Source organism: Clostridium sp. MCC353 (assembly GCF_018785315.1).
Classification (GTDB): domain Bacteria; phylum Bacillota; class Clostridia; order Lachnospirales; family Lachnospiraceae; genus CHH4-2.
On sequence record NZ_WQPN01000127.1, the window covers coordinates 22661 to 42535 of the forward strand.

A 19875-nucleotide genomic window follows, 5' to 3' on the forward strand; every position below is an offset into this window, starting at 1 on the left:
CAATAAGCTGCGGCGAAATTTTAACAGGGCCGCAGCGACGGCAAAAATAGAAAAGGAAAGCGGGTATTTATCATGGGATTATCATTCGGAACAGATTTAACAGGTAAAGTGGCGGTTGTAACAGGCGCAGGCGGAGTTCTTTGCGGTATGTTCGCAAAAACCCTTGCTGAGGCAGGTGCGAAAGTGGCTGTGCTGGATTTGAATGAAGAAGCGGCTAAACAGGTAGCGGATGAGATTCAGGCGGCAGGCGGCGCTGCCCGGGCATACAAAACAAATGTGCTGGACAGAAACAGCCTGGAAGAAACCCATGCCAAAGTATTGGTGGATTTAGGTCCATGTGATATTTTAATCAACGGCGCAGGCGGAAACAATGCGAAAGCCCAGACGACGAAAGAATATTTTGAAATCGGAGATATTGAGGCGGATACGGTTTCCTTCTTCGATCTGGATCAGGGGGGAGTGGAGTTCGTATTTAACTTAAACTTCATCGGAACCCTGCTGCCGACCCAGATATTTGCTAAGGATATGGTGGAAAGAAAGGGCTGCAATATCGTCAACATCTCTTCCATGAATGCATTCACACCCCTTACGAAGATTCCTGCATACAGCGGAGCCAAGGCTGCGATCAGCAACTTTACCCAGTGGCTGGCAGTTCATTTTTCCAAAACCGATATCCGTGTAAATGCAATCGCACCGGGATTTTTCGTTACAAAACAGAATGAAAAGCTTCTGTTCAACGAAGACGGAAGCGCCACGGCCAGAACCGCTAAGATCCTGGCTGCAACTCCCATGGGCAGATTTGGAGAGGCGGAAGAGTTAAATGGAACGCTGCTGTATCTGCTGAACAATCAGGCGGCTGGATTTGTCAATGGGGTTGTGATACCGGTTGATGGTGGATTTTCCGCGTATTCAGGGGTATAAATGTTAAAATTCCTTCCGCAGTCTGGCTGACGGCAGTTACGCAGAGAATCGTCCGGACGCAGGAAGTTCTAAAACAAAACAGACGTAAAAAAGGCAGAACCAGCGCCGGTCGAGAAGATACCAAACGGCATCTTTTCGTCCGGCGTTTTAAAATTGATTCGAAATTCAGTTCTAATCTGCCTTTTTTGCGTCTATTTGTTTAAGTCGGAGCTGCGGTCTATGTAATGGGTGTGGAGGAAGTTTTCCGCCTTAGGGCTCAGCGGGGTCCCGTAGAAGTCCCTGTATATTTTTTGAATATCAGGGTTTTCGTGGCTCAGGCGGAGAGGCATGGAGCTGTCACGGTTGTAGAGAGAGGCGATTCGGGCGAAGCGGACCATGTCGGTCAGGGGGACTTCGGTTTTTGGCTGGCCGCCGCCTCCGATGCAGCCGCCGCGGCAGGTCATCACTTCGATGAAATCATAGGGACTGCTGCCATTTCTCAATTGTTCCAGAACAGGAATGGCGTTTTTGATTTCGTGGATTACGGCGATTTTAAGTGAAATGCCGTTTATGGTTACGGCGGCTTCCTTAATGCCGTCCACTCCGCGGACAGGGACGAGGGAGTAGTAGTCTTTTGGCGGATTTTCCCCGGTGATCAGGTAATAGGCGGTTCTGGCAGCGGCTTCCATGACTCCGCCTGTGTTGCCGAAGATTACGCCTGCGCCGGATGCTGTGCCCATGAGGGAATCATAGGTTCCTTCAGGAAGGCCTTTTAATTGAATGTTTTCTTCTTTCATCCATTTGGCCAGTTCTCTTGTGGTGATAACGTAATCCATGTCCCGCATATCTTCTAAGCCGTGGTATCTGCCTGCTGCATTCATCTCTTCACGGCGTATCTCAAATTTTTTAGCGGTGCAGGGGGTGAGGGCTACGTTGACGATCTTTTTTGGATCAATGCCCATCTGTTCCGCAAAATATGTTTTGATGCTGGGGCCCTGCATTCCTATGGGGCTTTTTACGGTAGAGATGTGGTTTCTCAGGTCGGGATAAAAGGTTTCTACGAATTTAACCCAGGCCGGGCAGCAGCTTGTGAATTGGGGAAGAGGGGCGGATTTCCCCTGAACCCGTGATACCAGCTCGGAGGCTTCTTCCATAATAGTTAAGTCGGCGGCAAAATTTGTGTCCAGTATGTAGTCGCCGCCCAGCGCCCGGAGAGCGGAAATCATCTTACCTTCCACAAAACTGCCGTTGGGCAAACCAAAGGCTTCTCCCAGTCCCACCCGGACAGAGGGGGATGTGCTGAAAATAACAATGGCTTCCGGATCATGAACGGCGGCTTTCACTTGAAGATATTCTTCTTTTTCTGTCAGGGAATTCACAGGGCATACGTTGGTGCACTGGCCGCAGTGGATGCAGATTGGCTCGTCATTGGTCTTAAACAGATCGTAAAGCCTGCCCACCGCCACATCTTCTTCACAGACCCGGCGGCATTGGCCGCATTTTACACAAAGGTCTTCATGGCGGAAAATGGATGGATTGGATTCTGATACGGGGATGCGGATGTCGGAAAATAGATGTTTTGTCATGGATGATTCCTTTCTTTTGTTTAATATAATAATAGTAATTAATACTAATATTATAATTGAGATGGAAATATATGTCAAGGAGTTTGATGGAAGATTGAAAAGTAACCAGACAGAAGTTTGATGGAAGATTGAAAAGTAGCCAGACAGAAGTTTGCAGGAATATGAAAAAAACAGATTTCCGCCGGTGTTGTAATTCCCAGAATCCGATGCCTCGAAAATGGAAGACATGGAGGACCGTGCAAAAATTTAAAAATGCTGTGCGGCGGAAAATCTGTTTTTAAATGCTGAAATCACGGCTTCAGCGGCTGAATAACATAACGTTATGCCACTGCCCGATATAGGCCCCTGAAAGTTAGAACCAGATTAAAAATCAGCTTTTGGCTTCCGGTTCAAATGGGTAAAGCTGGTTATAATTTTCCAATTCCTCATCGGTTTGAGGAAGAGAGGGGATCAGGCCGGTGCAGTCTGTTGTGGAACAGGCCATGATATCGATATCGTCCAGTTCCGATACTTTTTTTTCTTTCATGAGAATCTGCCTCCTTCATTTGATGAAAGGTTCCTGACATATTGGTGCATTTCATCCCTGGTTTTAACCTGGCGCGCTCCATCGATGACGTGTTCCTGCTGGCTGGCGGTCATGTTGGAGAATCTGATCATGGAATCCGTATTTTGGGACAGAGCCATGGTAAAGCCAATGGGCATTTCTTCGTTGTCGATCATTTGCTCCACCTTCTTTCTGATCGTTTGGATTATTGATTGGGATTATTCTTTTATTATGTCCGGGAAGAGGATTTTGATTAGGCGTGTGATGAAAAACCAGAAGACATTTTTAGTATCTTCTGGTTTATTTTGAAAAATATATGGGAATTGTTTCAATGGTCTGTTTTATGCGTTTAATGCCGCTTCTATGAAACCTTTGAACAGCGGATGAGGGCGGTTGGGCCTGGATTTCAGCTCCGGATGGGCCTGAGTGGCGATGAACCAGGGATGAGAGGGGATCTCTATCATTTCCACGATCCGGCCGTCAGGGGAAATGCCGGAAAGCAGCATGCCTGCTGAAGTCAGGACGCTGCGGTAATCATTGTTGACTTCATAACGGTGTCTGTGGCGTTCGTAAATGGTTTCTTCCTTATATAATGCGTAAGCCTTGGAAGATTTGTCCAAAACACAGGGATAGGAGCCTAAACGGAGGGTTCCGCCGATGTCTTCGACGCCGTTTTGATCCGGCATCAGGTGAATCACCGGATGGGTTGTGGAGGGCATCAGTTCAACGCTGTGGGCATCTCCATATCCGACCACATGTCTGGCAAATTCTACAATCGATAACTGCATCCCCAGACAGAGGCCCAGGAATGGAATGCTGTTTTCGCGCGCATACTGAATGGCAAGGATCTTTCCATCGATGCCCCGGTCGCCAAAGCCGCCGGGAACCAGAATCCCTTTTACATCCCCCAACAGCCCTTTTACGTTATCCGGGGTCACTGTTTCGGAATCGATCCATTTGATGTGGACGTCAGTATGGTTTGCCACGCCGCCGTGTTTCAGGGCTTCCACAACTGAAATATAGGCGTCGTGAAGCTGGGTGTATTTGCCCACAAGAGCTACGGTGACCTCGTGCCGGGGATGTTTCCATGCTTCGATCATAGCCCGCCATTCTTCCAGGTCAGGTTCCGGACAGTCCAGTTTCAGGCATTGGCAGGCCACCTGGGCTAAATGTTCTTCTTCCATAGCCAGCGGGGCTTCATAGAGGACTTCCACATCCAGATTCTGCAGCACATGGCTTTGGGGAACATTGCAGAATAAAGCGATTTTTCCCCGGATGCCGTCGTCCAAAGGTTTTTCTGAGCGGCAGACTAAGATGTCGGGCCAGAGCCCCATGCTCTGCAGGTCTTTTACGCTGGCCTGGGTGGGTTTCGTTTTTAATTCGCCGGAGGCTTTTAAATAAGGGATTAAGGTGACGTGAATCAGGATGGCGTTTTCCCGGCCGGCCTCATGCTGGAATTGGCGGATTGCTTCCAGAAATGGCTGGCTTTCGATGTCGCCCACAGTGCCGCCCACTTCAATGATGGCGATTTCTGTTTCATTTGCAGAATAGTTTCTGTGAAAACGGCTTTTGATCTCATTTGTTATGTGAGGGATAACCTGTACGGTTCCCCCGCCGAAATCGCCGCGGCGTTCTTTGGAAAGTACGGTCCAGTAGACTTTTCCAGTGGTTACATTGGAATTTTTTGTCAGGCTTTCATCGATAAAACGTTCGTAATGGCCAAGATCCAAATCAGTTTCAGCGCCGTCGTCCGTAACGAAAACTTCCCCATGTTGAACAGGGTTCATGGTTCCCGGATCGATGTTGATGTACGGATCAAATTTCTGCATGGTGACTTTGTAGCCGCGGGCTTTTAACAGCCGGCCTAAAGATGCGGCGGTGATGCCTTTTCCTAATCCGGATACAACGCCGCCGGTGACAAAGACATATTTTACTGGCATAATCTTAACCTCCTTCATGTGTACGCAATATTGTGTCTGCAGCGATTAACTGGTGTTTATTATGTGCATATGGGTTTCGGCATATGTACGCCGGCCTCTATGCCGTTTTAAAAAATAACTTTCATATTATACAACTAGGGATTAAAGAAATCCAGAACTTTTTGAAAAAGTTAAAAAAGTAAAGTGGGAGGCGCCCGGCTCTGCGGTATCCGGTTCTGAGAGCGGAAAATCCTGCGCCAGACGGGCCGTCACAGTTATTTTCAGACAGTAAAAAGGCCAGCGGGGTAGCTGGCCTTTTCAAGGAGAAGGTATTTCGTTTCTTATGGGGTGTAGCAAAAACTATATAATGTATTGGGGGGGTTTACGTTAATTATAGTATCATACCAGTAAAAAAATGTCGATTAGAAGGATGCACAAACTTTTGGAAAAAAATGAAGTTTTTTTATTCATTTTCTGCAAATGCCGGGTTACTGATCACAACCCCTCAGGCGGACCGGCCTGTCGGCCGTGCCGCTTTGCGGGGCTCCGCTTTCCGCCTGAGGGGCTGTGAACAGCGACAATGCCGAATCTCTTTATAACAATTTTATATTTCTTTTCTTGATTTATGTTTAGAGGAACACTATAATAGAAAAGAATGGTCATATCAGGCTGTTCAGATAGGAGATTATACACATATGGAGAATAAGAACAATCAGGATAATAATAGCAAAACGCCTAAGAATGGTCAGACGATACTCATACTGGTGATTGCTGCTGTGATTACATTCTTTTCTATCAGTTTGATGAAAGATTTGATGACGAAGAGCTCAACAGAGGAACTGACCTATGATAAATTTGTCAGCATGCTGGAGAACAAGGAAGTGGAATCGGTCATCATTGACAGCTCTACAATCCAGATTATACCGAAAAAGGATGTGGCAGGATATTCAGCCTTTATCAAATATTATACGGTACGCATGAATGATTATAAATTATCTGACCGTGTTCTGGAATCAGGCGCTGTAGTGAAACAGGCCAAGCAGGACAGCAGCATGATTTTGGAAACGATTTTAAGTTTCCTGATCCCGTTTATCTGCATCGTGTTCTTTATGAACCTGATGATGAAGCGGATGGGCGGCGGAGGCATCATGGGCGTTGGCAAGAGCAATGCCAAAGTCTATATGCAGAAGGAAACCGGCGTTACATTTAAAGACGTGGCAGGACAGGATGAAGCCAAGGAATCTTTGGTTGAGATCGTGGATTTCCTGCATAATCCGGGAAAATATACGCATATCGGCGCTAAACTTCCAAAGGGCGCTCTGTTGGTAGGCCCTCCCGGAACAGGTAAAACACTGCTTGCAAAGGCCGTGGCAGGTGAGGCAAAGGTGCCGTTTTATTCTTTGTCCGGTTCTGATTTTGTGGAAATGTTTGTAGGTGTGGGCGCATCCCGTGTCCGTGATTTATTTAAACAGGCTCAGGAATCCGCACCGTGTATCATATTTATCGATGAGGTGGATGCCATCGGTAAAAGCCGTGATTCCAGATTTGGAGGCGGCAATGACGAACGGGAACAGACACTGAACCAGCTTCTTTCTGAGATGGACGGGTTTGATTCTTCCAAAGGTCTTCTCGTTCTGGCGGCCACCAACCGTCCGGAGATACTGGATCCCGCGCTTTTGAGGCCGGGCCGTTTTGACCGCCGTATTATCGTGGATAAGCCGGATTTGAAAGGGCGTGTGAATATTCTCAAAGTCCATGCAAAGAATGTCTCCCTGGACGATACCGTTGATCTGGAGGCCATTGCGCTGGCAACTTCGGGCGCGGTGGGATCTGATTTAGCCAACATGATTAATGAAGGCGCAATCCTGGCCGTGAAAAACGGAAGGAACGCGGTTTCCCAGAAGGATCTGTTCGAAGCCGTTGAAGTGGTTTTAGTGGGTAAAGAGAAGAAGGACCGGGTGCTCAATAAAGAAGAGAGAAGAATTGTCTCTTATCATGAAGTGGGCCACGCGCTGGTAAGCGCCCTGCAGAAGGATTCGGAACCGGTTCAGAAGATCACCATTGTCCCCAGAACCATGGGCGCTCTTGGATATGTAATGCATGTGCCGGAAGAAGAGAAATTCCTGAACACGAAAAAAGAAATCCATGCGATGCTGGTTGGATGCCTGGCAGGACGCGCAGCGGAAGAAATCGTATTTGATACGGTGACCACGGGAGCTGCCAATGATATCGAACAGGCCACCAGACTGGCCCGGGCCATGGTTACCCAATACGGCATGTCGGAGAAATTCGGATTAATGGGCCTTGCGACCCAGGAAAACCAGTATCTGACCGGCCGTACCGTAATGGACTGCGGAGACGCCACAGCAGCAGAGGTGGATCAGGAAGTGATGCGGATCCTGAAAGAATCTTATGAGGAAGCCAAACGCCTTTTGAGTGAAAACAGGGGAGTGATGGATAAGATAGCGGAATTCCTGATTGAAAAAGAAACCATTACCGGTAAAGAATTTATGGAAATTTTCCATGAGTATAAGGAAATGGAGAGCAGGGCGGAAGCTTCGCCAGAAGCCAATGAAGAAAAAACTGCTGATTTTCCTGAGGAAATCATGAACTCTGAAGCAGATCCTGCTGCGGAGGAAAAGATGGAGGCGGAAAAGATGGAAGCGGCAAAGATGGAAGCCGCAAAGATGCCGGATGAGCCGGAACTGCCGGGGAAGACAGAAGAGGCATAAGGGATGAAAACTGGCACTTTTTGTGCCAGTTTTTTAAATGGTATTTTATATAAAAGGAAAGGAAAAAAGAACATGAACCAGAAGGAACGAATGCTTGCAGGCCTGCCGTATAAAGCGTGGGAGGATGGACTGGAAAAGGAGAGGATGGATAATAAGCTGAGAATTTATGAATATAACAACACCTGTCCGGATGATGCGGATAAATTGTCCGCCATGATGAAAAAAATCCTGGGTAAAACAGGGGAACAGGTATATATTGAACCTCCATTCCGCTGCGATTATGGCTATAATATTGAGGTGGGAGAGAATTTCTATGCGAATTATAATGTGGTGATATTGGATGTGGCAAAGGTGACCATCGGTAAAAATGTGATGTTTGCCCCCAATGTGGCTGTCTACACAGCGGGACATCCCATCCATCATGAGCCGAGAAATATGGGATACGAGTATGGAATACCGGTGACCATCGGAGATAATGTATGGATTGGCGGCAACACGGTCATCAACCCTGGTGTGACCATTGGCAGTAATGTTGTGATCGGTTCGGGCAGCGTGGTGACTAAAGATATCCCCGATAACGTGATCGCAGCAGGAAATCCCTGCCGGGTGATCCGGGCCATCACGGATGACGATAAAAAATACTATTATAAAGACAAAGAATTTGATATGGATGACTATGATCTGTAATCGTTCAGACTGGCCTGAACAGGAACGCTTTTGGGAATAATTATAAAAATTTAAAAGATATTTTAGATATTATTTGGGAGTTTTGTGATATACTGGTTGTGACAAAAGATAACAGATAGGAGACCGGATATGAATATATTGTTTTTTTTGACACCCAAAAGTGATGTGGCTTATATTTACGATCATGAAACCCTGAGACAGGCGCTGGAAAAGATGGAATACCACAAATATTCCGCCCTGCCGATGATTAATAGACATGGAAGATACATAGGAACCATTACGGAAGGCGATCTGCTTTGGGGAATCAAGAACCAGTTTAATTTGAATTTAAAGGACGCCGAGACGGTGCCTATTACGGCAATCCACAGGCGGCTGGACAATCAGCCGGTGCGGGCTGACGCCAAAATGGAGGATTTGATGGACAAGGCCCTGAATCAAAATTTTGTTCCGGTCATCGATGACCAGAAGAACTTCATTGGGATTATAACAAGAAAAGACATTATTAAATTTTTATCTGGAACAAGAACAGTGAAGTAGGCCGGCGGCCTACTTCATTTTTTCTTTTTCTTCATTTAAAATCTGACGGGATTCTTCAAGGGAAGTGTCCATAATGCTCATCAGCACTTCCTGGCTGAGGGTTGGGGAGTAATAAAATCCCTGCTGGTAATCACATCCGAAAGCAGTGAGCTGGGAAATCTGGTTTTCCGTTTCCACGCCTTCTGCGATGATATTCAATTCCAGATGTTTTGCGATCTGTACGAGGCCGTTGATGATGTGGGCGGATTTGGGATTCGTTTCCAACTGCCATACGAACAGGCGCTCTAATTTTAACGTATTCACCGGCATGTCCAGAATATTGGAAATTCCCGAATAGCCGCTGCCGAAGTCGTTCAGAATCAGTTCCACTCCCATCTCCGAAAGCTGCTGCATCATGATATTGATATTGAGAAATGCGGTGGTTAAAGCGCTTTCCTGGATTTCCAGCGCCAGTTTACCTTTGGGAATCTGATATTTTTCAATAATATGCGTTACTTCGTCTAAAAAGTCTTCCTGAAGGAACAGGACGGAAGAAATGGGAAGGGCGATGGACTCGAATTCTTTCCCTGCCTTTATCAAATCTGCGATACATGCCCCCACATGATCCAGAGCAAAATATTCCACTGTGCGGATTTGGCCGGAATCTTCCGCAATAGGAAGGAATTCCGCAGCTCCGATCAGGCCAAGGCCTTTGATAAAAATGCGCATATAGTATTCTGCCCGTGTAAAACGCTTCCGGCCGATATGATAAGTGGGGCGGTAGCGGACTTCAATTTCATTGTTCTCCAACGCGGTGGAAAGATACATGGCTATGGTCTGTTTGCGGATATACTTGTTATGCAGGGCGGTGTCGAAGACTGCCGACTGGTTTGGACCGTGTTCGGAAGCCTGGGCGATGGCCAGATCCAGATATTTTAATAATTCAGAGGCGCTGGCCGGATGGCCCGGATAGGAACAAAGTCCGATCTGGACGGAACACAGACAGTCTGTGTTATCGATTTTCCAAACGGAATCAAAACGCTCCAGCACTTCATCAGCCAGTTGGGAAGCCTGTCCCTGGGTAAATCGGTCTAAGATGATGATAAATTCCACGCCGATATAGCGGTAGACTACGGACCCGGTGGTTTCCTCCAGATAATGAATGATCTGCTTTAACAGTTCCTCACAGTAATTATAGCCAAAAACGTCATTTAAACGTTTGAAATTCTCTATGTACAATTTAAGCACAACGCCCTTGGAACTGCTTTCGGGCATAAATAATTTCTCAAGCTGTTTATAACATAAATTACGGCTGTTGTCGGCAGATTCAGCAGGAGCAGCTAATGGTGAAACCGGTTCAACAGACGCCTTCGTTCTTTCATTATTGTCTTGCTTTTTCCGAAATAAGCTCATGGTAGTAACCCTCCTAAGATTCACTAGTTATGTTATTAATTGTAATACAGATTACCAATAAAAACAAGGATAATCAGTTTTTGAGAGTTTTCCAACGTTAAGAGCTGTCTGAATAGTTAAAAAGATTCCGGGGGAGTGGAACGAATTCCATTCCCCCGGAATCGTGAATTAACAGCTTCCGTTACAGCCAGAGTTGCAGCCGCCGGAGCAGGCATCGGCGATTACAGGGCCAGGGCCGTCAATCGGCATCGGCAGGTTGGTGCGTGCACCGTCTGCAAAACCGTTCTGATAACCATTCTGGAAGCCCTCGCGGTAGCCGGCGCGGAAAGCACGGCGGGTTGCCGTGTTGCCGCATCCACAGCCACATCCGGTATTGCTTGCGCATCCGCTGTTAACGCCGCATCCGGTGTTGCTTGCGCATCCACAGCCGCTGTTAATGCCGCATCCGGTATTGCTTGCGCATCCCCATCCGCTGTTAACGCCGCATCCTGCGTTGCTTGCGCATCCGCTGTTTACACCGCAGCCGCATCCACTGTTGATACCACAACCATTGTTACATCCACATCCACATCTATTACAAGAATTCCAACATCTATTACACATAATTTATATCTCCTTTTAATTATTTAGGTTTGTACTATATCATATGAGAAAGCAGACAAAGTGTTCCTGTTTAAAAGGAGATGTCCATTTACCGGTTTAAATGATTCCTATTATAGAAGAAACAGAATATTTACGAAGCCTTGCACAAGAAATAAGGTCTTACATAGATTAATAGTATAAGTCTCAACTATGAAAGGAGCAATCTATATATGGATTGTAATTATACGAATCAGAGACGTTCGCAGTTAGGATGCCCTCAATTTAGTGACGGCGCCGGCCAAAGCTGCGGATGCAATGCAGGAATGCCGCCGTTAAGGCCTCCTGTAATCCAGCCGCGCCAGGCCGTGGAGCCGGCCCGCAGCGCTATGCCGATGCCTCAGGTACCATCTGCCTGCCCGGATACTTCAGTGGGAGGAATGGAACGCTACTCACTGGCCATGGCATATGTGCCCTGGCAGCAGTGGAAACAGACTTACGCTTTAGACCGCGGATTCCAGAGGGGAACTATTTTCCCGGAACTGGATCTTCCGTTTGTGATGGGGAGGTGCCGTTAATGAACTATGACTGCAGCCAGCTTTTGCAGATAATCTATCAGTCCAGTTTTGCGCTTGACGATGTTACACTTTTCCTGGATACACATCCATGTGATACAGAGGCATTAAACTATTATCAATATGTAAGGAAACTCCGTGAAGATGCGATGAACGCATATCAGGCACAATGCGGCCCTATCATGAAAGACCAGGTTAATCCGGGTAACTATTGGAATTGGGTTAATGATAAATGGCCTTGGGAAGGGGGAAGCAACTAGTATGTGGTCTTATGAAAAACGATTACAGTATCCTGTAAATATCAGCACGCCGAATCCTAAAATGGCGCAGTTCATTATGAGCCAGTATGGCGGCCCGGACTGTAAAAACTGATAATGGTTCCGAAAAGCCTTATTTTATGCGGGTTTGCGGGGCACGGTGAAATAGGACTTAACAGAAATGTAAAGAATTATGTCAATAAACGTTTTTTTTGAAAAAACCTGGTGCATTCTCGTGACTTCAGACATAAGAGCAAGTTCACAAGTTACACTATACATAGTAATGGAAATGGAATGCATTATTTTTGCGGTCAAAGTCAATCTGTTTTATTATGTGGCGAAGGGAGTTTCCCTTAATCTCATAGTCAACATTTGGATCAGACAGCAGGTCATACACATTCTGGATGCGGGAAAGCACTTCCTGTTTTGAAGGCCCTGAATCCTGATCTTCTTCTTTTTCAAGAGTGGCCGCTTCTGCGATAATCCGGTCACGCTCTGCCCGTAACCGTAATTTATTATTCTTGTATTCCTCCAGCGTATCAATTCCGTTCTCATACGCATCTTTTATTCTTTCTTCTTTGATGTCAATGCGTGCCAAAGCTTCTGATAATAAGGCCTGCCGGTCAAGTGTTTCAGGATCTTTTTTCTCCTCATATTCAAATTCAAGCTCACCGGTTTCGAGTACTGATCTGAGAGATGCCATAATGGCTGCTTCCGCCCTGGAAACGGATATGGAGCAGGAAGTTTCATGCGCCCCTTTTGAATATTTCCAGCATTGGAAGTAATCCGGCCGCCTTTTAGGATCATTTGACCGGCAGTATCCAAGGCTTGCCCCGCAGACCGAACACTTTAACAGGCCAGATGCCCAATGGCGGCAAGATGAGACTTGGCGGCGTCCCTGGGGCTTAAACTCATGTTTCATCCGCTCCTGATTATCTTCAAAAATCGATGTAACCGATTCACGGGTTTCGTGGTTTCCCTGGAAGCTGATTCCGTTCCAGGATACGGTTCCCTTGTAAAATGGATTAGAGATTATACCACGGACCGTGCGCAGGGTGAATTTGTTGCCGCGCCGGGTACGGTATCCCCTGGCATTGGCAGCCCTTGCAATAGAGGTGAGATCCATCCCGTTATGATAACTTTGCTGGATAAACTCAACGATTGCATAGGTTTCCTCATTAATGATAAAGGGTTTTCCTTCACCTGCTGAATCATAGCCCAGGCAGGGCGTCGTCTGATAGCCCTGCCGGAGGGCTTTTTCTGTCATGCCGCGGACCACTTCTCCGGACAAATTATAGGAGTAGTATTCATCAAACCATTCGATGATTGTTTCAATCAAACGTCCGAACATCCCCTGGGCAATGGGTTCGGAAACGCTTATGATTTCAATCCCGCATTTTTTACGGAGAATCCCTTTATAAAAGGTGCTTTCGTCCTGGTTTCTTGCAAACCGGGAGAATTTCCACAGATACAGCCGTTTAAAAGGCGAAGGCTGCATTTTTGCAGTTGATATCATCCGCTGGAACTCTGGCCGGTTATCGGCCCGGCGGCCGCTGCGGCCTTTGTCCTCAATAAAAATAAACTCTTTTGGTATTACATATCCGTCCGCTTTTGCCGTCTTCAGAATTTCCCTCAGCTGGGCATCCGGTGATAACTCCGTTTGATCGTCCGTACTGACGCGGATGTAAGCGGATGCGATTTCCAGGGTGGAAGAGGGGGCAGATGCGGGGATACCATCAAGCAGCTGGCTTAAATTATCTGGCATATTATATCACGCTCCTTATTGATTGTATTAAAAAAAGGTACAAAAAATACGCCTATACAGGCGCTAAAGGTTTGTGATAGGTTCTGGTTCTTCTGCATTTGCCAATGCAAATGTTCTTCATAAGATAATGTCTAAGAAGAATGGGGATTAACTCCATAGATATCATTGATAGAAACATTTAGGATTTTGCAAACTTCATATAAAATATCTATGGTTGGACAAGTAATACCTGTTAACACAGAAACCACTGCATAGAGCGTAACCAGCGCTAATTTGGCAGAAATTATAAATCCAGGCAACAAGTACAACCAGCAGCACATAGAATCTACCAGAGGGGGCGGTGATATGGCGGAACCTAAAATTGTAAATTCTATTGAGATCGATGGTAAGGAGGTTCCTTTTGAATCTTTACCGGAAGAGAAAAGGAAAGAGCTTGCGGAGCTGATCCAGGAACGGATCATGTTCCTGGCTGGCTACAAAAGAAAAACCGGCTAATGCCGGGGCATATCGCAGGACAAGCTTATGAGTGTCCGGCAGAAGGAGGGCAAGCCTAATAAGATTTTTCATGGGTATGGGAAATCACCGGGCCTGCCTGAATAGAATAATAAAAAGGATATGGTGAATTTATGAGAGATATAACTTTATGCCATCCGCGTCTTCAGATGCTGGCCGGACGATTGCTGGATGAGTGCAGCCAACAGGGAATAAAAATAAAGATTGGAGAAACCTTACGCACCGTAGCTGAACAGGATGCTTTATACGCCCAGGGACGAACACAGCCAGGGAATATCGTAACCAATGCACCAGGAAACAGCTACAGTTCCTATCATCAGTGGGGGACTGCGTTTGATTTTTACCGTAATGACGGCCAGGGCGCCTATAATGAATCGGGGAAGTTCTTTGAGCAGGTCGGGGCAATCGGTGTTGCCCTTGGTCTGGAGTGGGGAGGAAATTGGAAGAGCATTGTTGATAAGCCCCATTTTCAGCTGCCGGATTGGGGAAGCAGTACCAGCGGCATCAAAAAACTATACCGGAATCCGGAAGAGTTTATGAAAACATGGCAGTCAGAAGACAGAACCGGCTGGATCAGAACAGGGATCGGCTGGTGGTACCGGCGTCCGGACGGAAGTTTCCCAGCCAATCGGTGGAGCATCATCAACCATCATTGGTATCTGTTCAACCGTGACGGCTACATGTGCACCGGCTGGCACCGGTGGGACGGTAAGATCTGCGATCCGGATGATGGTTCAGGGGCCTGGTACTATATGGATCCGACATTAGGCGGAGCGCTGGAAGGAGCCTGCTGGCACAGCCGGGATAACGGGGCTATGGAGATCTGGTATGTGGAGCAGGAGGACAGCATATAGATGATAAGGAGCGGTGCCGTTTACACAGAGGAATTATCTATTGTGGAAATTTTCCAATAAGTCTTTAATGATTTAAAACTAATAAGTAGTTGCTAAAAGGCAGAATCGGATTATGGATTCTGCCTCTGTAGACCTTGCGGTTACATAGTGATTGACGAATTATGTCGAATTAAAAAGATTGTTTTCCATTATCATCCATTTTACGATATTTTTGCGTTTCTATATTATAGAAACTATTTATTTAGGGAGGCAATCTTAAAATGAAGCATGAAGAGATAGTGGCAAAAATTCTGAGACACTTCGAGGTAACGTCGGTATATCAAGGGTATGATTATACAATCTATGCGATGGAGTTAACTATTAAAGACAATGAGTGTCTAAAATATGTTACTAAAATGCTTTATCCTGAAATAGCGAGGAAGTACAAAACCAGTTGGAGCTGTGTGGAGCGAAACATCCGCACAGTTGTTGAAATTGTCTGGAAAAATGGGGGAGATAAGTTTTTCTATGAGGTTACGGGAGAATACATAGAAAAAAGGCCCAGGAATGCAAAATTCCTTGAACTGATGATGGTATGCGTATTGTGTTTGGAAAACAGTGATCCGGAAGTGTTCGAGGACCGCTGCAGAAACTGCCCGATTGTCAAGGCGGTGGAGAGCGGTGCTGAGAAATTGGAAAAGAAAAATAAAGAGCTGAGCAGTACCATAAAGTGGATGCATGACCTGATTTGGAATTTGATTAATAAATCAGGAAAAGAGAATATGGAGGATTAAGTCCTGCTGAGTATGTAAAAAATAGCCCCGGATAAATGAAATCAGGGGCTGTTAATCATTATCGGTTTTTGATGTCCGGCGGCCCGGACGGTGAGTCTGCGGCAGCAATGCGTTATCTCTCTCAAAGGTACGCCATGCCTTACAAAGAATGCAAAGCGGTGCTTACTGACATCGGTACGGAAGAGCAGGGCGTCTGAGGGCGTCTGTAAAGGACTATAGTTTTACATGGATGACCAGTTCAAAGCTGTCATTTTTTTCCCCATCCCTTCCTCCTCGTTCAGTTTTTGAATAGTCGATTCGTTTTATGATCAGTTTCAGCAGAGTGTTTTTATAGAGGGGATCGTTGGATTTACGGTAGGAATCGAGTATGTGTTCGCAAAATTGCGGAAATGCATCTTGAGCTGCCATCCGCTTTCCGGCGTCTTCGAGTTCGCAGTCCAATTCTTTCCGCTGTGCCAGTTTTTCTTCCAATTCGTGTTTAATGGCCTGGCTGCGGGCCGTAAATGTTTCCAGATCATAGATCTCTTTTTCAAAGTAATTATGAACTTTGGAAAGCTGACATTCCAACGACCGGATGGCATTGTCTGTTTCCTGCCTGATGTGCAGTTTGTAATCCAGGACGGATTTCCAATTCTCGGGTGCATGGGCATTGATCTTCACCTCATAGTCTTCGAGCCATTGATCCAGAACTGTTAAAAGCCGGTCTTCTACCAGGCTGTAATAGGATCCGACAGTGGAGCAGCGGCAGGTCCGGCATTGGAGGGTATCTGCCTTACACCGTTTCCCGGCCGGGCGGCGGCGCATGACTTTGCCGCAGACGGAACAGTATACCAGCCCTGCCAAGGGGCTTTGGATGGTAGGGAAGGCCCTGCTTTTAGTGTTGGCCTTCAGTTTTTGGCATACCCGGTCATAGAGGGCAGGATCGATTTGACCTTTCCAACGGGCCGGAACCAGGATGCAGTCGTCATTTATGGGGCGTGAGACTTTCAGGCTTCCATGTTCCATGACCTTTTTCTGTCTGCGGTATCCGATTCTCACCAATCCTATGTTTGCCGGATTTTTGACAATTCTTGTGATGGAACCGGTATCCCAGTGTTCGCCTTTCGGCGGCTTGATCCCCATGCCGTCCAGGGTGCGGGCGGTGACGGAGGCGCCCGCCGGTATGTAATTGGTTTCGGAAGTGCCGGAATCCATGAGCGTGTAGATGAGCTTTAACACCCAGCCGGTATCGGGACACGGTTCCAGAATATAACCTTTCTCGTGATCCAGTTTTTTTCTGATCCAGCCGTAAGGAGGGATATTTCCGATGTATTTTCCCTGCATGGCGGATGTGGTCCGTCCATTCTGCATTCTGCGTTTTATGGTCCGGTATTCCATGCGGCTGCGCATTAAGCCGAAATCCAGCCACTCTTCATCATTCTCTTTTTGAAGATCGTAAATTTTCACAGGTGTTATGATCAGAGTGCCGGCATATTTAAAGGTATCGGTCACTCTGCCCTGATCCTGTGGATTGCCGCGGCTCAGACGTTCCACCTCTACCACCAGGACTCCGTCCGGATGAAGGCGTTCGATATGGGACAGCAGAAGCTGCATCTGCGGCCGGTCCGTGATGGTTTCTCCGGAAACGACTTCCCGGAACCATTTGGATATGGTGATGTGGTGCCGGGCGGCCAGGTCATTTATGATGTATTCGTGACGCGCCAGCGTGTCTTCTGCACCCCATTGTTCCGCGTCCCTGTCTTCCCGGGATTTTCGTAAATAGGCGAAATAAACGCCGTTTGGATTAAGCATTCGATCATCTCCTTATTGATTGTATGTGGATGAGGGCATGAAAAATGCACTCTTTGCCGGAGCGGTGCATAAATGGAAGCAAAAAGTACAACCAGGGCCGCATACATTTTAACAGGAGGTGGAATACGTGGTTGTTATGGAAATGAGAGTTGGAAACAGCGTATTGAAAATAGACGACGATTCCAGGCCAGTCTGTGAGAAGGAACGGGAACATTTGTTGGAAATGGTTGTAAAACTGATTACACAGTATTATATGCGTGAAGGGGAAGAAGATGGGAACTGGAGGGGATAGCGTTTTGTATTATCAGAAGCAGTTGTATTATATGCGCGGATAATGCTGCTGGAGAAAGAGAGGCTTATGCCTCTCTGTTTTATTCTCCGCCGGGGCCGTCTCTCCGTGGCCTGGTTGATTCCGGCAGCGGCTCCACGATCTTCATTTGATACGGTTCCGTGTCAACTTCCGGGACGTCTCCGTCCCCATAAGAATCGGTATCATTGTGCACATATAAATCGTCCATTTTTATCACCTCCGCTGTTAGTATGTGATAAAAAAGATAAATTATGATTGTAGAAAAACGGATAAAAGCTGAAAATTCACCTTTTTGTAATAATTTGTAAAAATAATTTGCTTAAACATAAGGGATGTATTATATTTAGATTATGTAAGGAGATGATAGCATGACAATACAAGAGGCAACAATCAAAAGGGTGAGGGAACTGTGTGAGGAACGGAAACTGTCGGAATACGCATTGATTTATTTGACCGGGATGCCGTCTTCAACTGTAAAAAGTATTATGAACGGAAAAAGTAAAAATCCTGGAATTGCAAACATTAAGAAAATTGCGGAAGGTTTGGGGATCAGCATTCGTGAATTCTACGATTCAGATATATTTGACGATTTGGATCCGGAGGACTAGACTGTGAAGGGTTTTTCAAATGAATTCTAAGGTAAAGGGCGGGAAATGAAAATTTCCCGCTTTTTTTCAATAGGAAAGTGCTCTTATTGAATAAAAAAGCCCTTCTATGCCAGCTTTGCAGGCTATGGGATCGCTCTGCGTATCGCATAGAATGCGTTGGAAAGGAGTTATGCCGCTGAAGCGGCCCGCTGCAGGCGGAGAATCCCGTGAGCGGGATTCCTTTCGGTTTACAGGTGAATACAGCCGCTTTCAGACGCCCGGCGAACTGGCGCACTGGGAAATCATTGCCGCTATTGTCCACCAGTTAACCAAAGGGCTGACAGCGGAGCAGATCGCAGATTCCGGCTTAGGTCCTTACTATATCGACCATACAAACGGTATCTGGCCACAGGCGGCAGCAGGGATTCCTTTCAACGCCTGTGAATTCCAGTCCAAAGGTGATATTATTACAGACCTCCATGAAGACATGGCGGCAGAGCAAAAGGCCAGAACCACATATGACAACATCCTGCGTGTGGTGAAAGATCCTGAAGTATGTGATCCAATCCGGTATTTAAGAGAACGGGAAATCGTTCATTTCCAGCGTTTCGGCGAAGCGCTCAGGGTTTGCCAGGAGAAGCTTGACAGCAAGAATTTCTACGCATTTAACCCGGGATTTGATAAACCTCAGGGCGGCGTTATGAAATAACAAGTTTGTAACAGTTCAGACGGCGGAGAAATTGATATAGAAAGCAGTGTCAAGTCCGTTTGTAAGCTGCTTTCTGTATCAATTTCCACATCGGATGGGCAGTCGTATTGATGTTCAAAATAGGAATTGTTTTTCTTCACAAACTACTTACAAAACGTTCATATTTTTGCAACAGACTGCTCATATTTTTTGTTTATACTTTATCTTGTAAGACAAAAGCTTTAAAATTTTTTTCATAATACTTGGCCGGCGGGACAGATCCTGACCGGCCTCCTCCCTTTTATAGAACCAATTCTGTTCTCGTCCTAAGACTTATCTGTGTATCGTTACCAAAATCCCAAACGCAGCCCGGATTCGTATGAAAAACGGTAATTTTTGCCATTATATTATCGGTGTATTTGATAATAATAATAACAAAATCAAAAGGAGGTGTACGATCAATGAAGGAAAAAAACCCAAGCATTATGTGTTCTATTTATAACTGTGCCTATCATGCGCAGACTGACGAATACTGTACTCTGGACAGAATCAAAGTTGGCACTCACGAAGCAAACCCAACCAAAAAAGAATGTACGGATTGTGAATCATTTGTAAATAAGGAGCAATAAGTATATCTGACGGCTTTTGATTGTGCACGATAATTTGTTAAATTTGAGACTGCATGTATTGATTGGTCAAAGAGTATTAAACCAGCGCGGACCCATGGGATTAACCCACGGGTCCGCGTTTATTTTTAACGTATAAGTTCAGGCATCAGGCTGTGCAGGTAAAGCTGTTTCAGTAATACACGCTAATGAAAGAACGTTTTAATTGAAGCATAAAAAGCAACACAATATTTTATAACAAATGTTAAAATAACCAAAGC

At 46.1% G+C, this 19875-nt stretch carries 22 protein-coding genes and 2 pseudogenes; 15 read left to right on the plus strand and 9 right to left on the minus strand.

The window, feature by feature from the left end; all coding sequences use genetic code 11:
- The first annotated feature begins 72 nt into the window (after nt 1–72).
- Nucleotides 73–921, plus strand: a complete 849-nt coding sequence (locus GPL15_RS20165; RefSeq protein ID WP_215700468.1) for an SDR family oxidoreductase — start codon at nt 73–75, stop codon at nt 919–921.
- A gap of 191 nt (nt 922–1112) precedes the next feature.
- Here GPL15_RS20165 and GPL15_RS20170 read toward each other — a convergent pair whose 3' ends face one another.
- From GPL15_RS20170 to GPL15_RS20185, 4 genes are all read right to left on the minus strand, one after another.
- Nucleotides 1113–2486 (minus strand): [FeFe] hydrogenase, group A, encoded by a 1374-nt coding sequence (locus GPL15_RS20170; RefSeq protein ID WP_215700469.1) that lies wholly within the window; start codon nt 2484–2486, stop codon nt 1113–1115.
- A 370-nt stretch (nt 2487–2856) separates the two neighbouring features.
- Entirely contained in the window at nt 2857–3012 is a 156-nt protein-coding gene (locus tag GPL15_RS20175; protein WP_215700470.1) for a hypothetical protein, read from the minus strand.
- Nucleotides 3009–3206, minus strand: a complete 198-nt coding sequence (locus GPL15_RS20180; RefSeq protein WP_215700471.1) for a hypothetical protein — start codon at nt 3204–3206, stop codon at nt 3009–3011. Before GPL15_RS20180 ends, GPL15_RS20175 begins: the two co-directional genes overlap by 4 nt.
- Before the next feature lie 165 nt (nt 3207–3371).
- Complete coding sequence (locus tag GPL15_RS20185) at nt 3372–4970, minus strand: CTP synthase (RefSeq protein WP_215700472.1); 1599 nt, start codon at nt 4968–4970, stop codon at nt 3372–3374.
- Between the two features lie 674 nt (nt 4971–5644).
- Between GPL15_RS20185 and ftsH the strand changes: the two genes are divergently transcribed.
- The 3 genes from ftsH (at nt 5645) to GPL15_RS20200 (ending at nt 8905) form a co-directional block, all read left to right on the plus strand.
- Nucleotides 5645–7681, plus strand: coding sequence for an ATP-dependent zinc metalloprotease FtsH (gene ftsH, locus GPL15_RS20190; protein ID WP_215700473.1), 2037 nt, complete (start codon nt 5645–5647; stop codon nt 7679–7681).
- A 72-nt stretch (nt 7682–7753) separates the two neighbouring features.
- On the plus strand, nt 7754–8368 hold the full coding sequence (locus GPL15_RS20195; protein WP_215700474.1) for a sugar O-acetyltransferase: 615 nt from the start codon (nt 7754–7756) through the stop codon (nt 8366–8368).
- A gap of 129 nt (nt 8369–8497) precedes the next feature.
- Nucleotides 8498–8905 (plus strand): CBS domain-containing protein, encoded by a 408-nt coding sequence (locus GPL15_RS20200; RefSeq protein WP_215700475.1) that lies wholly within the window; start codon nt 8498–8500, stop codon nt 8903–8905.
- A gap of 9 nt (nt 8906–8914) precedes the next feature.
- Here the strand turns inward: GPL15_RS20200 and GPL15_RS20205 are convergent, their stop codons facing one another.
- A complete protein-coding gene (locus GPL15_RS20205; protein WP_215700476.1) occupies nt 8915–10297 on the minus strand; it encodes a bifunctional diguanylate cyclase/phosphodiesterase in 1383 nt (460 codons plus the stop codon).
- A gap of 168 nt (nt 10298–10465) precedes the next feature.
- Complete coding sequence (locus GPL15_RS20210) at nt 10466–10900, minus strand: hypothetical protein (RefSeq protein WP_215700477.1); 435 nt, start codon at nt 10898–10900, stop codon at nt 10466–10468.
- Nucleotides 10901–11109: 209 nt separating this feature from the next.
- Here GPL15_RS20210 and GPL15_RS20215 point away from each other — a divergent pair, with 209 nt between their 5' ends.
- The 3 genes and pseudogenes from GPL15_RS20215 to GPL15_RS20225 form a co-directional block, all read left to right on the plus strand.
- Nucleotides 11110–11454, plus strand: coding sequence for a spore coat associated protein CotJA (locus GPL15_RS20215; RefSeq protein WP_215700478.1), 345 nt, complete (start codon nt 11110–11112; stop codon nt 11452–11454).
- Nucleotides 11454–11711 carry a spore coat protein CotJB gene (locus tag GPL15_RS20220; protein ID WP_215700479.1) on the plus strand — a complete coding sequence of 86 codons (258 nt, stop codon included), beginning with the start codon at nt 11454–11456 and terminating at the stop codon, nt 11709–11711. The genes GPL15_RS20215 and GPL15_RS20220 overlap by 1 nt, the downstream gene beginning before the upstream one ends.
- Before the next feature lies 1 nt (nt 11712).
- Nucleotides 11713–11811: pseudogene (locus tag GPL15_RS20225) on the plus strand (manganese catalase family protein); the annotation flags it as partial.
- Nucleotides 11812–11979: 168 nt separating this feature from the next.
- On the opposite strand, the gene GPL15_RS20230 reads toward GPL15_RS20225, so the two are convergent.
- Nucleotides 11980–13473, minus strand: coding sequence for a recombinase family protein (locus tag GPL15_RS20230; protein WP_215700481.1), 1494 nt, complete (start codon nt 13471–13473; stop codon nt 11980–11982).
- 345 nt (nt 13474–13818) lie between these two features.
- On the opposite strand from GPL15_RS20230, the gene GPL15_RS20235 reads away from it, so the two are divergent.
- The 4 genes and pseudogenes from GPL15_RS20235 to GPL15_RS20250 form a co-directional block, all read left to right on the plus strand.
- The gene (locus GPL15_RS20235; RefSeq protein ID WP_215700482.1) at nt 13819–13968 is read left to right on the plus strand and encodes a hypothetical protein; all 150 of its coding nucleotides are present in this window, start codon (nt 13819–13821) and stop codon (nt 13966–13968) included.
- Between the two features lie 131 nt (nt 13969–14099).
- On the plus strand, nt 14100–14840 hold the full coding sequence (locus GPL15_RS20240; protein ID WP_215700483.1) for a M15 family metallopeptidase: 741 nt from the start codon (nt 14100–14102) through the stop codon (nt 14838–14840).
- A gap of 260 nt (nt 14841–15100) precedes the next feature.
- A complete protein-coding gene (locus GPL15_RS20245; RefSeq protein ID WP_215700484.1) occupies nt 15101–15613 on the plus strand; it encodes a sporulation initiation factor Spo0A C-terminal domain-containing protein in 513 nt (170 codons plus the stop codon).
- A 35-nt stretch (nt 15614–15648) separates the two neighbouring features.
- Nucleotides 15649–15798, plus strand: a pseudogene (locus tag GPL15_RS20250) (manganese catalase family protein); the annotation flags it as partial.
- 28 nt (nt 15799–15826) lie between these two features.
- Here the strand turns inward: GPL15_RS20250 and GPL15_RS20255 are convergent.
- Nucleotides 15827–17404 (minus strand): recombinase family protein, encoded by a 1578-nt coding sequence (locus GPL15_RS20255; protein ID WP_215700485.1) that lies wholly within the window; start codon nt 17402–17404, stop codon nt 15827–15829.
- A gap of 127 nt (nt 17405–17531) precedes the next feature.
- Here GPL15_RS20255 and GPL15_RS20260 point away from each other — a divergent pair, with 127 nt between their 5' ends.
- Nucleotides 17532–17696, plus strand: a complete 165-nt coding sequence (locus tag GPL15_RS20260) for a hypothetical protein (RefSeq protein WP_215700486.1) — start codon at nt 17532–17534, stop codon at nt 17694–17696.
- 79 nt (nt 17697–17775) lie between these two features.
- On the opposite strand, the gene GPL15_RS20265 is transcribed toward GPL15_RS20260, so the two are convergent.
- Entirely contained in the window at nt 17776–17922 is a 147-nt protein-coding gene (locus GPL15_RS20265; protein ID WP_215700487.1) for an AE-binding protein, read from the minus strand.
- Nucleotides 17923–18082: 160 nt separating this feature from the next.
- Between GPL15_RS20265 and GPL15_RS20270 the strand changes: the two genes are divergently transcribed.
- The 3 genes from GPL15_RS20270 (at nt 18083) to GPL15_RS20280 (ending at nt 19618) form a co-directional block, all read left to right on the plus strand.
- Nucleotides 18083–18322 (plus strand): helix-turn-helix transcriptional regulator, encoded by a 240-nt coding sequence (locus tag GPL15_RS20270; RefSeq protein WP_215700488.1) that lies wholly within the window; start codon nt 18083–18085, stop codon nt 18320–18322.
- Nucleotides 18323–18491: 169 nt separating this feature from the next.
- Nucleotides 18492–19010: a manganese catalase family protein gene (locus GPL15_RS20275; RefSeq protein WP_215700489.1), complete on the plus strand. Its 519-nt coding sequence runs from the start codon at nt 18492–18494 to the stop codon at nt 19008–19010.
- Between the two features lie 440 nt (nt 19011–19450).
- A complete protein-coding gene (locus tag GPL15_RS20280) occupies nt 19451–19618 on the plus strand; it encodes a DUF1540 domain-containing protein (RefSeq protein ID WP_215700490.1) in 168 nt (55 codons plus the stop codon).
- Nucleotides 19619–19875: the final 257 nt, after the last annotated feature.

Excerpts from the sequence above, each read along its gene's own strand:
- GPL15_RS20195 (WP_215700474.1), top strand. The coding sequence starts at position 7,754 with ATGAACCAGAAGGAACGAATGCTTGCAGGCCTGCCGTATAAAGCGTGG.
- GPL15_RS20265 (WP_215700487.1), bottom strand. The coding sequence starts at position 17,922 with ATGGACGATTTATATGTGCACAATGATACCGATTCTTATGGGGACGGA.
- GPL15_RS20245 (WP_215700484.1), top strand. The coding sequence starts at position 15,101 with ATGAAGCATGAAGAGATAGTGGCAAAAATTCTGAGACACTTCGAGGTA.
- GPL15_RS20270 (WP_215700488.1), top strand. The coding sequence starts at position 18,083 with ATGACAATACAAGAGGCAACAATCAAAAGGGTGAGGGAACTGTGTGAG.
- GPL15_RS20235 (WP_215700482.1), top strand. The coding sequence starts at position 13,819 with ATGGCGGAACCTAAAATTGTAAATTCTATTGAGATCGATGGTAAGGAG.
- GPL15_RS20215 (WP_215700478.1), top strand. The coding sequence starts at position 11,110 with ATGGATTGTAATTATACGAATCAGAGACGTTCGCAGTTAGGATGCCCT.
- GPL15_RS20220 (WP_215700479.1), top strand. The coding sequence starts at position 11,454 with ATGAACTATGACTGCAGCCAGCTTTTGCAGATAATCTATCAGTCCAGT.
- GPL15_RS20180 (WP_215700471.1), bottom strand. The coding sequence starts at position 3,206 with ATGATCGACAACGAAGAAATGCCCATTGGCTTTACCATGGCTCTGTCC.
- GPL15_RS20200 (WP_215700475.1), top strand. The coding sequence starts at position 8,498 with ATGAATATATTGTTTTTTTTGACACCCAAAAGTGATGTGGCTTATATT.
- ftsH (WP_215700473.1), top strand. The coding sequence starts at position 5,645 with ATGGAGAATAAGAACAATCAGGATAATAATAGCAAAACGCCTAAGAAT.
- GPL15_RS20170 (WP_215700469.1), bottom strand. The coding sequence starts at position 2,486 with ATGACAAAACATCTATTTTCCGACATCCGCATCCCCGTATCAGAATCC.
- GPL15_RS20240 (WP_215700483.1), top strand. The coding sequence starts at position 14,100 with ATGAGAGATATAACTTTATGCCATCCGCGTCTTCAGATGCTGGCCGGA.
- GPL15_RS20280 (WP_215700490.1), top strand. The coding sequence starts at position 19,451 with ATGAAGGAAAAAAACCCAAGCATTATGTGTTCTATTTATAACTGTGCC.
- GPL15_RS20165 (WP_215700468.1), top strand. The coding sequence starts at position 73 with ATGGGATTATCATTCGGAACAGATTTAACAGGTAAAGTGGCGGTTGTA.
- GPL15_RS20275 (WP_215700489.1), top strand. The coding sequence starts at position 18,492 with ATGCCGCTGAAGCGGCCCGCTGCAGGCGGAGAATCCCGTGAGCGGGAT.
- GPL15_RS20185 (WP_215700472.1), bottom strand. The coding sequence starts at position 4,970 with ATGCCAGTAAAATATGTCTTTGTCACCGGCGGCGTTGTATCCGGATTA.
- GPL15_RS20230 (WP_215700481.1), bottom strand. The coding sequence starts at position 13,473 with ATGCCAGATAATTTAAGCCAGCTGCTTGATGGTATCCCCGCATCTGCC.
- GPL15_RS20255 (WP_215700485.1), bottom strand. The coding sequence starts at position 17,404 with ATGCTTAATCCAAACGGCGTTTATTTCGCCTATTTACGAAAATCCCGG.
- GPL15_RS20205 (WP_215700476.1), bottom strand. The coding sequence starts at position 10,297 with ATGAGCTTATTTCGGAAAAAGCAAGACAATAATGAAAGAACGAAGGCG.
- GPL15_RS20175 (WP_215700470.1), bottom strand. The coding sequence starts at position 3,012 with ATGAAAGAAAAAAAAGTATCGGAACTGGACGATATCGATATCATGGCC.
- GPL15_RS20210 (WP_215700477.1), bottom strand. The coding sequence starts at position 10,900 with ATGTGTAATAGATGTTGGAATTCTTGTAATAGATGTGGATGTGGATGT.